10 protein-coding genes are annotated in these 14,628 nt (G+C 57.1%); 7 read left to right on the forward strand and 3 right to left on the reverse strand.

Going from position 1 to position 14,628, the window contains the following annotated elements; translation table 11 throughout:
- Window positions 1-17 precede the first annotated feature (17 nt).
- On the forward strand, window positions 18-923 hold the full coding sequence (mak, locus tag AC2CGP_RS10080) for a fructokinase (RefSeq protein WP_047038816.1): 906 nt from the start codon (window positions 18-20) through the stop codon (window positions 921-923).
- 49 nt (window positions 924-972) lie between these two features.
- Here the strand turns inward: mak and sbcC are convergent, their stop codons facing one another.
- Entirely contained in the window at window positions 973-4,107 is a 3,135-nt protein-coding gene (sbcC, locus tag AC2CGP_RS10085; protein ID WP_484502332.1) for an exonuclease subunit SbcC, read from the reverse strand.
- Window positions 4,104-5,306 (reverse strand): exonuclease subunit SbcD, encoded by a 1,203-nt coding sequence (gene sbcD, locus AC2CGP_RS10090; protein WP_049033522.1) that lies wholly within the window; start codon window positions 5,304-5,306, stop codon window positions 4,104-4,106. The genes sbcC and sbcD overlap by 4 nt, the downstream gene beginning before the upstream one ends.
- Before the next feature lie 219 nt (window positions 5,307-5,525).
- Between sbcD and phoB the strand changes: the two genes are divergently transcribed.
- The 5 genes from phoB (at window position 5,526) to malZ (ending at window position 12,726) form a co-directional block, all read left to right on the forward strand.
- Entirely contained in the window at window positions 5,526-6,215 is a 690-nt protein-coding gene (phoB, locus tag AC2CGP_RS10095; protein WP_004099401.1) for a phosphate response regulator transcription factor PhoB, read from the forward strand.
- A gap of 21 nt (window positions 6,216-6,236) precedes the next feature.
- Window positions 6,237-7,532, forward strand: coding sequence for a phosphate regulon sensor histidine kinase PhoR (phoR, locus tag AC2CGP_RS10100; RefSeq protein WP_032707533.1), 1,296 nt, complete (start codon window positions 6,237-6,239; stop codon window positions 7,530-7,532).
- A 413-nt stretch (window positions 7,533-7,945) separates the two neighbouring features.
- Complete coding sequence (gene brnQ / locus AC2CGP_RS10105) at window positions 7,946-9,265, forward strand: branched-chain amino acid transporter carrier protein BrnQ (protein WP_015368011.1); 1,320 nt, start codon at window positions 7,946-7,948, stop codon at window positions 9,263-9,265.
- Between the two features lie 123 nt (window positions 9,266-9,388).
- Window positions 9,389-10,762, forward strand: a complete 1,374-nt coding sequence (gene proY / locus AC2CGP_RS10110) for a proline-specific permease ProY (protein ID WP_015368010.1) — start codon at window positions 9,389-9,391, stop codon at window positions 10,760-10,762.
- A 146-nt stretch (window positions 10,763-10,908) separates the two neighbouring features.
- The gene (malZ, locus tag AC2CGP_RS10115) at window positions 10,909-12,726 is read left to right on the forward strand and encodes a maltodextrin glucosidase (RefSeq protein ID WP_049033527.1); all 1,818 of its coding nucleotides are present in this window, start codon (window positions 10,909-10,911) and stop codon (window positions 12,724-12,726) included.
- On the opposite strand, the gene AC2CGP_RS10120 is transcribed toward malZ, so the two are convergent.
- A complete protein-coding gene (locus AC2CGP_RS10120; protein WP_015368008.1) occupies window positions 12,723-13,625 on the reverse strand; it encodes a LysR family transcriptional regulator in 903 nt (300 codons plus the stop codon). The genes malZ and AC2CGP_RS10120 overlap by 4 nt on opposite strands.
- Window positions 13,626-13,902: 277 nt before the next feature.
- Here AC2CGP_RS10120 and AC2CGP_RS10125 point away from each other — a divergent pair, with 277 nt between their 5' ends.
- Window positions 13,903-14,544 (forward strand): hydrolase, encoded by a 642-nt coding sequence (locus AC2CGP_RS10125; RefSeq protein ID WP_020079504.1) that lies wholly within the window; start codon window positions 13,903-13,905, stop codon window positions 14,542-14,544.
- Window positions 14,545-14,628: the final 84 nt, after the last annotated feature.

Here is a 14,628-nt window from a genome sequence, read left to right on the forward strand (position 1 = left end):
GGGGTGAGGAGCAGACTGTGCGTATTGGTATTGATTTAGGTGGAACAAAAACAGAAGTCATCGCCCTGAGTGAGCAGGGCCAGCAGTTATTTCGCCACCGCTTGCCAACCCCGAGGGAGGATTATCGCCAGACTATCGAGACGATTGCCGCGCTGGTGGAGATGGCCGAGCAGGCGACCGGGCAGCGCGGCACCGTCGGTATGGGCATCCCCGGCTCGATTTCGCCGTATAGCGGGGTGGTGAAAAACGCCAACTCGACCTGGCTGAACGGCCAGCCCTTCGATAAAGATCTCAGCCTGCGCCTCAATCGTGAGGTCCGGCTTGCCAACGACGCCAACTGCCTGGCGGTTTCGGAGGCGGTCGATGGCGCGGCCGCGGGGGCGCAAACCGTGTTCGCGGTAATTATCGGTACCGGCTGCGGCGCGGGGGTGGCGTTGAACGGGCGCGCGCATATCGGCGGCAATGGCACCGCCGGCGAATGGGGGCACAACCCGCTGCCGTGGATGGATGATGATGAGCTGCGCTATCGTCAGCAAGTGCCTTGTTACTGCGGCAAGCAGGGGTGTATTGAAACCTTTATTTCCGGCACCGGTTTCGCCACCGACTATCAGCGGCTGAGCGGAAACCCGTTAACCGGCAGCGAGATTATGCGCCTGGTGGGTGAAGGTGACGAAAAGGCCGAACTGGCGCTGAGCCGCTACGAACAGAGGCTGGCGAAATCGCTGGCGCATGTGGTGAATATCCTCGACCCGGATGTCATTGTGTTAGGCGGCGGGATGAGCAATGTCGAACGCCTGTATCAAACGGTACCGGGGCTGGTGAAACAGTGGGTGTTCGGTGGAGAATGCGAAACGCCGATCCGCCGGGCGATGCACGGCGATTCCAGCGGCGTACGCGGCGCGGCATGGCTGTGGCCGCTGTGATCTCATTCCCTCTCCCCTGTGGGGAGAGGGTTAGGATGAGGGGAAGACTTCACTCCACCGCAAACGCTTTTTCCAACCGGCTGTATCCCAGACCGTTTATCTTCTTCACTTTAATCTGCACCGGGATGCGCTCTTTCATCGCCTCGACGTGGCTAATCACGCCAATCACTTTGCCGCTGGCGTTAAGCGCGTCGAGCGCATCCAGCGCGGTATCCAGCGTTTCGCTATCGAGGGTGCCGAATCCTTCATCAAGGAATAGCGAATCAATCCGCGTTTTATGGCTCACCAGGTCAGATAGCGCCAGCGCCAGCGCGAGGCTCACAAGGAAGCTTTCGCCGCCGGAAAGCGTGCGGGTATCGCGCACCGCGTCGGCCTGCCAGGTGTCCACCACTTCCAGCTCCAGCGCCTCGCTGGCTTTACGTTGCAACAAATAGCGGCCATGCAGGCGGTTGAGCTGCTGGTTAGCCAGCCACACCAGATTATCCAGCGTCAGCCCCTGGGCGAATTTACGGAACTTATCGCCTTCTTTTGAACCGATGAGCGCATTCAGCCAGGCCCAGTCTTCGACCTGCTGCGCGGCTTGTTCCATCTGCTGACGTAATGATTGCTGGCGCTGTTGGTTATCGCTGTTTTGCTTCAACTGCTGGCGGATCTCACCCTGACGGGCGCTGTTTTCCCGCAACTGGCGTGCCAGTTGCTCCAGCCTATTCTCTAGCTGCTCCAGCGGCTGGTTAATATCAATATCGGCGGGCGGCTGTTGCTGATGGCGTTCAAGCGACGTCTGCGCCCGCAGGGCCAGCGTTTGGTTCTGCTGAACTTCTTTTTCCAGCGTCTGCTTGAGTTGTTCCAGCCGCTGGCGGGTTGCCTCGTCAAGCAAAGCGGCAAGAAAGGCCGCTTGGTCGGCAAACGGGCTGGCGGCCAGCGCGGCAGTAAACTGCTTTTCGCTTTCCTTCACCTGTGCCTGCTGCTGGCTTTCTTGCTGGCCCAGCGTTTGCCACTGGCTCTGTAGCGCCAGGCAATCATCATGCACCTGCCGCCAGCCCTCCAGCGGCGCGGGATCCGCGGCTTCCGTTGACTCAGGCAGGGTTTCCAGCAGCGGCGTTAGCTGCTGGCGCTGTTCCTGCAGCGCGGCGGCTTCATTTTGTTTCGCCTGCCAGCCGCGGGTTTCGGCTTCACGCTGGGCCAGCCAGTCGTTAGCCTCCGCGGCAGGCGGCAGCGCCAGGGTATAAACGTCCAGCTCCGCCTGCAGCGCGCGACGGCGCTGTTCGAGATCCTGCTGTAACTGCTGCAGCTGCAGCTGGCTCTCCTGCTGTTGCGCCTGCCAGGCCAGCCGTTGTTGATGCTGATACAGCTGCTGTTCATGCTGCTGTTGGCTATCCAGCCAGCCGGCAATATCATCCTGCGGCGTCAGCGTAATCGCTAATTCCGCGAGGGTGGCTTGCCATTGAGAGGTGAGCGCTTGCTCCTGCTGCAGAAGCGATGTTTTCTCGTCAGCGTCTTTTTGTTGTTGTTTAAGCAACGCTTCAAGCTGGCCGCGCAGCTGCGCGCCTTCTTCCGCCAGCTGTCGCACGTCACGCTCCAGCGCGTCGCGGCGAGTTTGGTTGATGCCGGGCACCAGCGCCTGGTATTCCGCGACCGCCGGATGATGTTCAGAACCGCACAGTGGACAAGGCGCGCCCGGCTGCAGGCGGGCGCGCTCGGCTTCCAGCCCGGCGATACGCGCTTCCAGTTCGCAGATGGCTTTTACATCGCTGAGCTGTTGATTTTTTTCCTTCCACGCCTGACGACGCTGTTGTAGCGCGGCTTCAAGCTTCTCTTTTTCCTGCTGTGAGGCGTTTTCCGCGCTCTGTAGCTGCCGCAGACGCAGGAACAGCGGCTGCAGCTGGCGATGGAGGGTTGAGAGCTGCTGGCGCAGCGGGCGGGCGGCGGCATGCTGTGTCAGCTCGCGGCTGACCTGTTCTCCATCCAGAGTCAGCGCAGTGGCCGGCAATTCGCCGAGCTTACGGCTGGCATCCTGCAGGCGCTGCTGTAGCGTCAACTCTTGCTGAGCGTCGCGGTTAAGCTGCTGGAAGGTGGCTTTCCAGCCTGCCAGCGCCGTGCTCCACTGCTGGAATCGCTCGTGCGCTTTAAGCCACTCATTTAACGATTGCTGGCTGGATTCTAGTTGAGCCAGACGTTGTTGGGCAGCCAGGCGGATCCCGGCGCGACGGCGCAGGCTGTCCTGTAAGCGAGTATTTACTTCCTCAACCTGACGGCGAGTTTGCGCCAGCGCGCTACTGTGTTCCTGCAGCCGCGACCATAATGGACGCAGTTGCTCTGCCGGCTGCGCGGTTTGTAGCGCCGCCAGCTGCGGCGCGGCGGCTTCCTGCGCCAGCAGCGCCTGCTGTAAAGCAGCCTGCGCCTGGGTGGCTTCCGCGTTTAGCTCCTGACGGCGGCGCAGCCACTGTAGGCCATTTTGCTGGCAGGTCTGTTCGGCAAGCTGCTGCTGTTCTTCAGCAGTAAGTACTTGCAAACTTTGCTGTAACGCCTGCTGCTGCTCATCATTTAACAGTACGACGCCGGAGGCCTGCGCCTGCAGCTTTTCCAGCTCAATGCGGGCGAGTTTATGTTTTTCAAAGACCTGCGCGGAAATTTGCCCGTAAATTTCAGTCCCGGTCAGCTCTTCCAGCAGCTCGGCGCGCTCTTTCGGTTTGGCATTGAGGAAAGCGGCGAATTGCCCCTGCGAAAGCAGCATTGAACGGGTAAAGCGCCCATAGTCGAGGCCGGTAATTGATGCCGTCAGCTCCAGTTTATCTTTGACCTTGTCGGCAAGAATTTTCCCGTCGTCGCAGCGCGCCAGCTCAACGCGCGGCGCCTGTAGATTGCCATCCGGCTGGTTGCGGGCGCGGTTCTGGCTCCAGAAGGCGCGATAGGCGGTGCCCCGGACCTCAAATTCAACTTCCGCCAGGCACTCGGCGGTGTCGCGGGTCATCAGATCGTTTTGCGATTGCGATACGCTGCTCAGGCGCGGCGTTTCGTGGTACAGCGCGAGACAGATAGCATCTAACAGGGTGGTTTTCCCGGCGCCGGTCGGCCCGGTAATCGCGAATAACCCATTGCTGGCGAACGGTTCAGCGGTAAAGTCGATTTTCCATTCGCCTTTCAGCGAGTTAAGGTTTTTCAGGCGTAGGCTCAGGATTCTCACAGGCGTTCCTCACCGTTCAGGCTATGCAGCGTTTCCGTAAACAGTTGCTCCAGCCGCTGTTGCTGTGGAGCATCAAGAGTTTCCAGCGCCAGGCGGCGGGCAAACACCTCTTCGACCTGCAGTTCGCTCAGCGTTTCCCGCTGAACGCCGGCCAGAATGCGTTCACGCTGGGCGCGACTGCGACGCACCAGCAGCACTTCCACCGGCAGCGATTCGGTCTGCTGCTGAATTTTTCTTTGGATATCGTGCAGGTATTCATCGCTGGTGATTTCGATATCCAGCCATACCGGCGGCTGCTGCGCGCTATCCTGCCACTGCTGAAGTTGTTCGGTGATGCTGGCGAAATCGCCTTTCAGTACCGCCAGCGGCTGGGTGATCGGCACCGTTAGCGGGGTGACTTCACTGAGCTTGCCCTCGCTGAATGAGACCAGATTAACGCTTTTGTTTTTTCCGGTTTCATCAAAACTCAGCGGCAGCGGCGAACCGCTGTAGCGAATATGCTCGCAGCCGCCAACCAACTGGGCGCGATGAATATGGCCGAGCGCGATGTAATCGGCGGGCGGAAAGCGGTTGGCCGGGAAGGCGTCGAGGGTGCCGATATAGATTTCACGGACCGCGTCGCTTTTGCTGGCGCCGACGGTGGTGAGGTGGCCGCTGGCAATAATCGGTAGTGCCCGTTCGCCGCGCAGATCGCAGGCCTGCTGATATTGCTGCTGATAGTAGTCGCTGATGGCGGTGAGCAACTGCTGCTGTTTTTCGCCGCTGGAGTGGCCAGCCTGGCTGACCACCAGTTCGCGCGGGCGCAAAAACGGCACCGGGCAGAAGACCGCGCCGGGCTCGCCGTCGCGCCGCGGCAAGATAAAGGGCGCGTGGCCGGCGTTGGCGACCACGGTGGTTTTCAGAAAGGCGAGAATTTCGCGCGACTCGTTTAACGTCGCTACCGAATCGTGGTTGCCCGCCAGCACCACCAACTGGCAGCCGGTTTGCTGCAGCTGAACGACAAAACGGTTATACAGTTCGCGGGCGTAGCTCGGCGGAGAGCCGGTATCAAAAATATCGCCAGCGACGATAATGGCATCCACCTCGTGTTCCTGCGCGCGCGCCAGCAGCCAGTCGAGAAAGGCGGCGTGTTCGTCCGCGCGGCTTTTGCTATAGAAGTTCTGGCCGAGGTGCCAGTCGGAGGTATGAAGGATGCGCATAAAAATTCCGTTGCGATAAAAGCCAGGCGGCCATTATAACGTCGATCCCGCCGCCCGTATTCCTTTTGCCATATTACCGCGAGACTGGATGCGTTAAGTGCGTGTCATCATTCAAAATCCGCATTCATCAGACGGTCATTTTTTCATAAATCTGTCACAAATCTGACGCATAATGGCCGCGCACTTCTATACTGATGGCTAAAAAACACAGGGTAAATAATGGCGAGAAGAATTCTGGTCGTTGAAGATGAAGCTCCAATCCGCGAAATGGTCTGCTTTGTTCTGGAGCAAAACGGCTTTCAGCCCGTCGAGGCGGAAGATTTTGACAGTGCGGTGAATCAACTCAATGAACCCTGGCCCGATTTGATTCTCCTTGACTGGATGTTGCCGGGCGGATCGGGGCTACAGTTTATTAAACAGCTTAAGCGCGAAGCGATGACCCGCGATATTCCGGTGGTGATGCTGACGGCGCGCGGCGAAGAAGAAGATCGCGTTCGCGGTCTGGAAACCGGTGCGGATGATTACATTACCAAACCGTTTTCGCCGAAGGAGCTGGTGGCGCGAATTAAGGCGGTGATGCGGCGTATTTCGCCAATGGCGGTCGAAGAGGTGATTGAGATGCAGGGGCTGAGCCTGGATCCCTCCTCGCATCGCGTCATGACCGGTGAAAACCCGCTGGATATGGGGCCGACCGAGTTTAAATTATTACACTTCTTTATGACCCACCCGGAACGCGTATACAGCCGTGAACAGCTGCTGAATCACGTTTGGGGAACCAACGTTTACGTTGAAGACCGGACGGTGGATGTGCATATTCGCCGCCTGCGCAAAGCGCTGGAACATAGCGGCCATGACCGGATGGTACAGACGGTTCGCGGCACGGGATATCGTTTCTCCGCCCGTTTCTGAATTTTGACAGGAGTGTGACCCGTGCTGGAACGGCTGTCATGGAAAAGGCTGGCGCTTGAGCTTTTCTTATGTTGTATACCGGCCCTGATCCTCGGGGCGTTTTTCGGTCATCTGCCGTGGTTTTTACTGGCGGCGGTGACCGGATTGCTTATTTGGCATTTCTGGAATTTGTTACGTCTGTCGTGGTGGCTGTGGGTCGATCGCAGTATGACGCCGCCGCCGGGAAGCGGCAGTTGGGAACCGCTGCTGTATGGTCTGCATCAAATGCAGATGCGTAATAAAAAACGTCGTCGCGAACTGGGAAGCCTCATCAAGCGCTTTCGCAGCGGGGCGGAATCCTTACCCGATGCGGTGGTGCTGACCACCGAAGAGGGCGCCATCTTCTGGTGTAACGGCCTGGCGCAACAAATCCTTAATCTACGCTGGCCGGACGATAGCGGGCAGAATATCCTCAACCTGCTGCGCTACCCAGAGTTTGCTAACTATCTGAAAAACCGTGATTTCACCAAGCCCCTTAATCTGGTGCTCAATAACGCCCGTCATCTGGAAATTCGCGTGATGCCTTATAGCGATAAACAGTGGTTGATGGTGGCGCGCGATGTCACGCAAATGCACCAGTTGGAAGGCGCGCGGCGCAACTTTTTCGCCAACGTCAGCCACGAGCTGCGCACGCCGCTCACCGTACTGCAGGGTTATCTCGAGATGATGCAGGAGCAGGTGCTGGAAGGGCCGACGCGGGAAAAAGCGCTGCATACCATGCGTGAGCAAACGCAGCGGATGGAAGGGTTGGTGAAGCAGTTGCTGACGCTCTCGCGTATTGAAGCCGCGCCGGTGCTGGCGATGAATGATAAAATCGACGTCCCGATGATGCTGCGGGTGGTTGAGCGCGAGGCGCAAACCCTCAGCCAGGGTAAGCATCAGCTGCACTTTAGCGTCGATGAAACTCTCCAGGTGATGGGCAACGAAGAGCAGTTGCGCAGCGCGATTTCCAATCTGGTGTACAACGCCGTTAACCATACGCCAGCGGGAACTGAGATTCACGTCAGCTGGCAGCGGGCGCCACACGGCGCGCTGTTTAGCGTTGAGGACAACGGCCCTGGCATCGGGCCTGAACATCTCCCCCGGTTGACCGAGCGGTTCTACCGCGTCGACAAGGCGCGCTCCCGGCAAACCGGCGGCAGCGGTTTAGGGCTGGCTATTGTGAAACATGCGGTTAGCCATCACGAAAGCCGGCTGGAAATCGAAAGTACGGTCGGGAAGGGAACGCGCTTTAGCTTCCTGTTGCCGGAACGTTTAATTGCCAAAAATGTCGCCTGAGGCGGCGTCTGTCAGCTTTCCTTGCCAATGACCAGCTTCGGCTGGTCATTTTCATTTGCAGTCAACTTTTCGTTGCGTATTAAACGAACGCCTGGTTATTTATTGTTCGCATGATTAGCCACGCGTTTTGCGTCGTTATGGTCAATTAATCCAGGTTCAAAATCATAGTTAGCATAATCATCTGGTTTTACGATCCCACCTTGCTTTAAAACGTTATAAGCGTTTAAATTGCCCCCTATGCAGTCCCGGTAAGACTGCTTTTGCGTGGTAATTCAAAAAACAATTCTTTTCCACGCCGCTTCGAGAGCATATCTCGCTGAGTTTACAGGCAATGGCCGCTGTATCATCCCGAAAGGAAGGCACGGTATTTTTCCGTTTTTTACAACACCACATCCACAGGCAGTAATGAATTTATGACCCATCAGTTAAAATCTCGCGACATCATCGCGCTGGGCTTTATGACCTTCGCGCTGTTCGTTGGCGCAGGCAACATTATCTTCCCTCCGATGGTTGGCTTACAGGCCGGCGAACACGTCTGGACCGCAGCCATTGGCTTCCTGATTACCGCCGTGGGTTTGCCGGTGCTAACGGTAGTCGCGCTGGCGAAAGTCGGCGGCGGCGTTGAGCGTCTGAGCTCGCCAATCGGCAAAGTTGCGGGCATTCTGCTGGCCGTGGTGTGCTACCTGGCGGTTGGGCCGCTGTTCGCGACCCCGCGTACCGCCACCGTTTCATTTGAAGTGGGGATTGCTCCGCTGACCGGCGACGGCGCGCTGCCGCTGCTTATCTATAGCGTTATCTATTTCGCGCTGGTGATTCTGGTTTCTCTCTATCCGGGCAAACTGCTGGATACCGTCGGCAATTTCCTGGCGCCGCTGAAAATTATCGCCCTGGTCGTGCTCGCGGTGGCCGCGGTTATCTGGCCGGCCGGCCCGATTAGCGACGCGATGGAAGCCTATCGTACCGCGCCGTTCTCTAATGGTTTCGTCAATGGCTACCTGACCATGGACACGCTGGGGGCGATGGTCTTTGGTATCGTTATCGTTAATGCTGCGCGTTCCCGCGGCGTTAGCGAAGCCCGATTGCTGACCCGATACACCGTCTGGGCTGGTCTGATGGCCGGCGTGGGCCTGACGCTGCTGTACCTGGCGCTGTTCCGCCTGGGTTCCGATAGCGCGACGCTGGTCGATCAGTCGGCAAACGGCGCGGCTATTCTGCACTCCTACGTGCAGCATACCTTCGGCGGCGCGGGCAGCTTCCTGCTGGCGGCATTGATATTTATCGCCTGTCTGGTCACCGCGGTTGGCCTGACCTGCGCCTGCGCTGAGTTCTTCGCGCAGTATCTGCCGCTGTCGTATCGTTCGCTGGTGTTTATTCTCGGCCTGTTCTCCATGGCGGTTTCTAACCTGGGGCTCAGCCATCTGATTCAGATCTCGATTCCGGTGTTAACCGCTATTTATCCGCCGTGTATCGCACTGGTGGTATTAAGCTTTACCCGCGGTTGGTGGCATAATTCCTCCCGCGTTATCGCGCCGGCAATGTTTATCAGCCTGATGTTTGGTATCATTGACGGTGTTAAAGCATCGGCGTTCGCAGATATCCTGCCGCAATGGACCGCGAGCCTGCCGCTGGCAGCGCAAGGTCTGGCATGGTTGCTGCCAACCGCGGTGATGGCTGTGCTGGCCGCGATCATCGATCGCGCAGCGGGTAGCCCGGTGGTCTCAAAAGCCCACTAACCGACGCTTTACGCAGGTGTTTAACCACGGGACTTAAGGTCCCGTGGTTTTTTGTTTTTTTGGTCATTCCCTTTTGCGTTTTGCCCCCGCAAAGCACAAACGAGAAAAACGGCATGGAACACGATGGAAAGTAGTAACAAGCTTAAGCGCGGGCTAAGTACCCGGCACATTCGCTTTATGGCCCTTGGTTCCGCTATTGGTACCGGCCTGTTCTATGGTTCGGCAGACGCCATTAAAATGGCGGGGCCGAGCGTATTGTTGGCATACATTATCGGCGGCGTGGCGGCGTATATCATCATGCGCGCGCTGGGCGAAATGTCGGTGCATAACCCTTCCGCCAGCTCTTTCTCGCGTTATGCGCAGGAGAACCTCGGCGGGCTGGCCGGCTATATCACCGGCTGGACCTATTGTTTTGAAATCCTGATCGTCGCGATTGCCGACGTGACCGCCTTCGGTATCTATATGGGCGTCTGGTTCCCGGCGGTGCCGCACTGGATATGGGTACTGAGCGTGGTGCTGATTATCTGCGCCGTCAATCTGATGAGCGTGAAGGTGTTCGGCGAACTGGAGTTCTGGTTCTCATTCTTTAAAGTCGCCACGATTATCATCATGATCCTTGCCGGTTTCGGCATCATCATCTGGGGTATCGGCAACGGCGGTCAGCCAACCGGTATTCATAACTTATGGAGTAACGGCGGCTTCTTCAGTAACGGCTGGCTGGGGATGGTGATGTCGCTGCAGATGGTGATGTTCGCCTACGGCGGGATTGAGATTATCGGTATCACCGCCGGTGAAGCGAAGGATCCTGAAAAATCCATTCCGCGGGCGATTAATTCGGTGCCGATGCGTATCCTGGTGTTCTACGTGGGGACGCTGTTCGTCATTATGTCTATCTATCCCTGGAACCTGGTGGGGACTAACGGCAGCCCGTTCGTGTTGACCTTCCAGCATATGGGAATTACCTTTGCCGCCGGCATCCTGAACTTCGTGGTGTTAACCGCCTCGCTATCGGCGATTAACAGCGACGTATTCGGCGTTGGCCGTATGCTGCACGGAATGGCCGAGCAGGGGAGCGCGCCGAAAGTGTTCGCCAAAACGTCGCGTCGTGGTACGCCGTGGGTGACGGTGCTGGTGATGACCGTGGCGCTGCTGTTTGCGGTCTATCTCAACTACATCATGCCGGAAAACGTCTTCCTGGTGATTGCGTCGTTGGCGACCTTCGCCACGGTGTGGGTGTGGATTATGATCCTGCTGTCGCAAATCGCTTTCCGTCGCCGCCTGTCGCCGGAAGAGGTGAAAGCGCTGAAGTTTAAAGTACCGGGCGGCGTGGCCACCACTGTGGTCGGCCTGCTGTTCCTGGTCTTTATCATCGCGCTTATCGGCTACCATCCGGATACCCGCATTTCGCTGTACGTCGGCTTTGCGTGGATCGTGCTGCTGTTGGTTGGCTGGAAAATTAAGACCCGCCGCGATCGCCAGTTAGCGCAGGCGCAGTAATTCTCCACTCTTCCGGGTCCGGCTTTGCCGCGGCCCGGAAAATCACATCCTCCTCCTTTCTCCTCCCCCAATTATTCTATTGATGATGAGTTATACGCCTGTTCACTGTGGCAAGGTGTGGCCATTACGCAAAAAGAGGAATGATGATGTTGAAGGCCTGGCACCTGCCGGTTGCTCCTTTTATTAAAGAGCAGCAGGAACGACTCGTTATCACATTGTGGCTAAGCGGCGAAACAATGCCGCAGCGAATTACGCTGCGCGCGGAAGAAGACAATGAAGAGCTGTCGTTGCCCATGCAGCGCCTGCGCCAATCCCCACACGCCGATGTCGTCGCCTGGCGTGGAGAGATAAACCTGATGAACGGCCAGCCGCGCCGCCGCTATAGCTTTAAGCTGCTGTGGGCGGACCGTCAGTTGTGGTTTACGCCGCAGGGATTCCAGCGTTTCCCGCCCGCGAGGCTGGAGCAGTTTGCGGTCGATGTGCCGGATAGCGGCCCGCAGTGGGTCGCCGATCAGGTGTTTTATCAAATTTTCCCCGATCGTTTCGCCCGTAGCGAGGCGCGAGAAGCCGGGCAGGACGAGGTTTATTACCACCATGCGGCCGGTCAGGATATTGTGCTAAAAGCGTGGGATGAGCCGTTAACCGGCGAGGCGGGCGGTTCGACCTTTTATGGCGGCGACCTCGACGGTATTAGCGAGAAGCTTCCTTATCTGAAGCAGCTTGGCGTGACTGCGCTGTATCTCAATCCGGTATTCGTCGCGCCCAGCGTACATAAATACGATACCGCTGATTACCGCCGTGTCGATCCGCAGTTCGGTGGCGATGCCGCGCTGCTGCGCCTGCGCCACAATACGCAGCGTGAAGGGATGCGCCTGATCCTCGACGGCGTGTTTAACCATACCGGTGATTCGCACCCGTGGTTCGATCGCCACCAGCAGGCGAGCAACGGCGCCTGCCATCAGCCGGATTCCCCGTGGCGTGAGTGGTTTAATTTTTCCCCGGACGGGGTGGCGCATAACTGGCTGGGTTACGCCAGTCTGCCAAAACTTGACTACCGTTCATCGAGCCTGGTTAACGAAATCTATGCGGGCGAAGACAGCGTGGTGCGCCACTGGTTAAAAGCGCCGTGGAGTATGGACGGCTGGCGGCTGGACGTGGTGCATATGCTGGGCGAGGATGGCGGCGCGCGTAATAACCTGCGTCATATTGCTGGTATCACCCAGGCGGCGAAGCGGGAGCAGCCGGAGGCTTTTGTATTCGGCGAACATTTTGGCGATGCGCGCCAGTGGCTGCAGGCTGATGCCGAAGACGCGGCGATGAACTATCGTGGTTTTACCTTCCCGCTGTGGGGGTTCCTCGCCAATACCGATATTTCCTACGATCCGCAGCACATCGATGCGCAAACCTGTATGGCGTGGATGGACAACTATCGCGCCGGGCTGTCGCATCAGCAGCAATTGCGGATGTTTAACCAACTGGACAGCCACGATACCGCGCGTTTTAAATCCTTGCTGGGTAAGGATGTGGCGCGACTGCCGCTGGCGGTGGTCTGGCTGTTCTGTTGGCCGGGCGTTCCGTGTATTTACTATGGTGACGAAGTCGGCGTCGATGGCAACAACGATCCCTTCTGCCGTAAACCCTTTCCATGGGATCCGGCGCTGCAGGATGAAAACTTGTTGGCGTTATATAAGCGTATGACCACCTTGCGTAAGGGGCATCAGGCGCTGCGCTATGGCGGCTGCCAGGTCATCTATGCGGAAGATAACGTGGTGGTCTTTGTTCGCGTTTACAAACAGCAGCGGGTGCTGGTGGCGATAAACCGCGGTCATGCCTGCGAGGTGGTAATCGACGCATCGCCTTTGCTGGAGGGGAAAACGTGGCAGCGAAAAGAAGGCGCGGGCGACATGCACGATGATGTGCTGAGTTTGCCCGCGATTTCCGCAAGCGTCTGGTGTAGCCGTTAACGGTAGAGCTGGCTCAGACAGCTATCTTCGAGAATAGCCTCTCGCCACCAGCGCTGAGCCAGACCGTTATTGCCGCTACGCCAGGCCATATAGGTTATATCTTTCTCACGGCTCGAAATCACCGGTTTCTCCAGCAACTCACCGCTCTCCAGCCACGGGAGGGCGATGTGGCGGGGAAGGAATCCGCATCCCAAACCGGCGCGCAGGAGCGCGACTTTGGTGGCGAAATCATCTACCCGGATTTGCTCCTGCTCATCGAGCAGGTTGCTGTTCAGTGGATGACAGTAGCGGGCGCTATCGCTAATAACCACCGCGCGATGCAGGCTGAGTTGTTTGTTGGTCAGTGGCTGGGTTGTTGCCGCCAGCGGGTGGCCGGGCGCGACAACGAACACGTTGTCCATCGCGCCGAGCATTTTCCACGACCATTCCGCTGAAGTCGGCGGTTCGTTAATCGCCCCAAGAATAATATCCGCGCCGTTGTGAGTCAGCTCTTCCCACGAGCCCGCCAGGGTATGGTGGGTAAAGTTGAGCCGGGTTTGCGGATATTGCGCGTAAAATTTTTCAATCAGCGGCAATAGGGCCCGGAAAGGAAAAGAGTCGTCCAGCGCAATCGCCAAATCCCGCTCCCAGCCGGAACTCAGCAGCTGCGCCTGTTTTTCCAGATCGTTGGCGGCATTGAGCAGCAGGCGCCCCTTTTCCAGCATCATTTTACCGGTATCGGTAAATTTCGCCCGGTGCCCGGAACGATCCAGCAGACTGATGTTCAGATCGTTTTCCAGTTTTTGGATCATATAGCTCAGCGCGGCGGGGGTTTTAAATAGCGACTCCGCCGCCAGCGCGAACGAGCCATGCCTATCCAGAGCATCAAGAATCAAAAGTACATCAAGGTTTAAACGCATTAGTCTCGATCCGCCAGTCTAATAATAACGTTGTTTTACCGAAGGCCGATGTTCAATTCCAGTGAATAAATTAGAACAGTTCCCATTAATTTTTTGATTAGTCTTTTTTTATTATTCAAACGGTCACTATTTTTACTCAAGTGAATTAAAACGGAAAGATTTCTTTAATAACTCGTTAGAAATTACTGACTATACTCATCATGCGTTATTGGCCACAATCAGCACAGCACAACGGCAGTGTATTATCTTCCTAACTAATTGATTAATAGGATGTGTTATGTCTATTCGTGAACTGATTGATCCGTCTAATTCCACCCTTATTTTTATTGACCACCAGCCGCAAATGGCTTTTGGTGTGGCCAATATCGATCGCCAGACGCTGAAAAATAACACCGTCGCGTTGGCCAAAGCGGGCAAGATTTTTAACGTTCCGGTTATTTATACCTCTGTCGAAACCAAAAGCTTCAGCGGCTATATCTGGCCAGAACTGCTGGCGGTTCATCCTGAAGTGAAACCGATTGAACGTACTTCTATGAACTCCTGGGAAGACGCCGGTTTTGTTAATGCGGTGAAAGCCACCGGACGTAAAAAACTGATTATTTCCGCGCTGTGGACTGAAGTGTGCCTGACCTTCCCGGCGCTGATGGCGCTGGAAGAAGGTTATGAAGTGTACGTGGTAACCGATACCTCCGGCGGTACCTCCGTTGACGCTCACGAGCGCGCCATCGACCGTATGGTGCAGGCCGGCGCGGTACCGGTGACCTGGCAGCAGGTCCTGCTGGAGTACCAGCGCGACTGGTCACGTAAAGAGACTTATGACGCGGTGATGGATCTGGTTCGCGAACATAGCGGCGCCTACGGTATGGGCGTGGATTATGCTTATACCATGGTGCACGGCGCGCCGGAACGTAAAGCCTAAAACACTTCATCCTGCAAGCTGCCTCTTTGTTGGCTTCGCTTGCCCGCCCCGGTCACTGGCTGATGTCAGCGCTCGAGGGCGGGC

Source organism: Klebsiella sp. SYXHC3 (assembly GCF_057196925.1).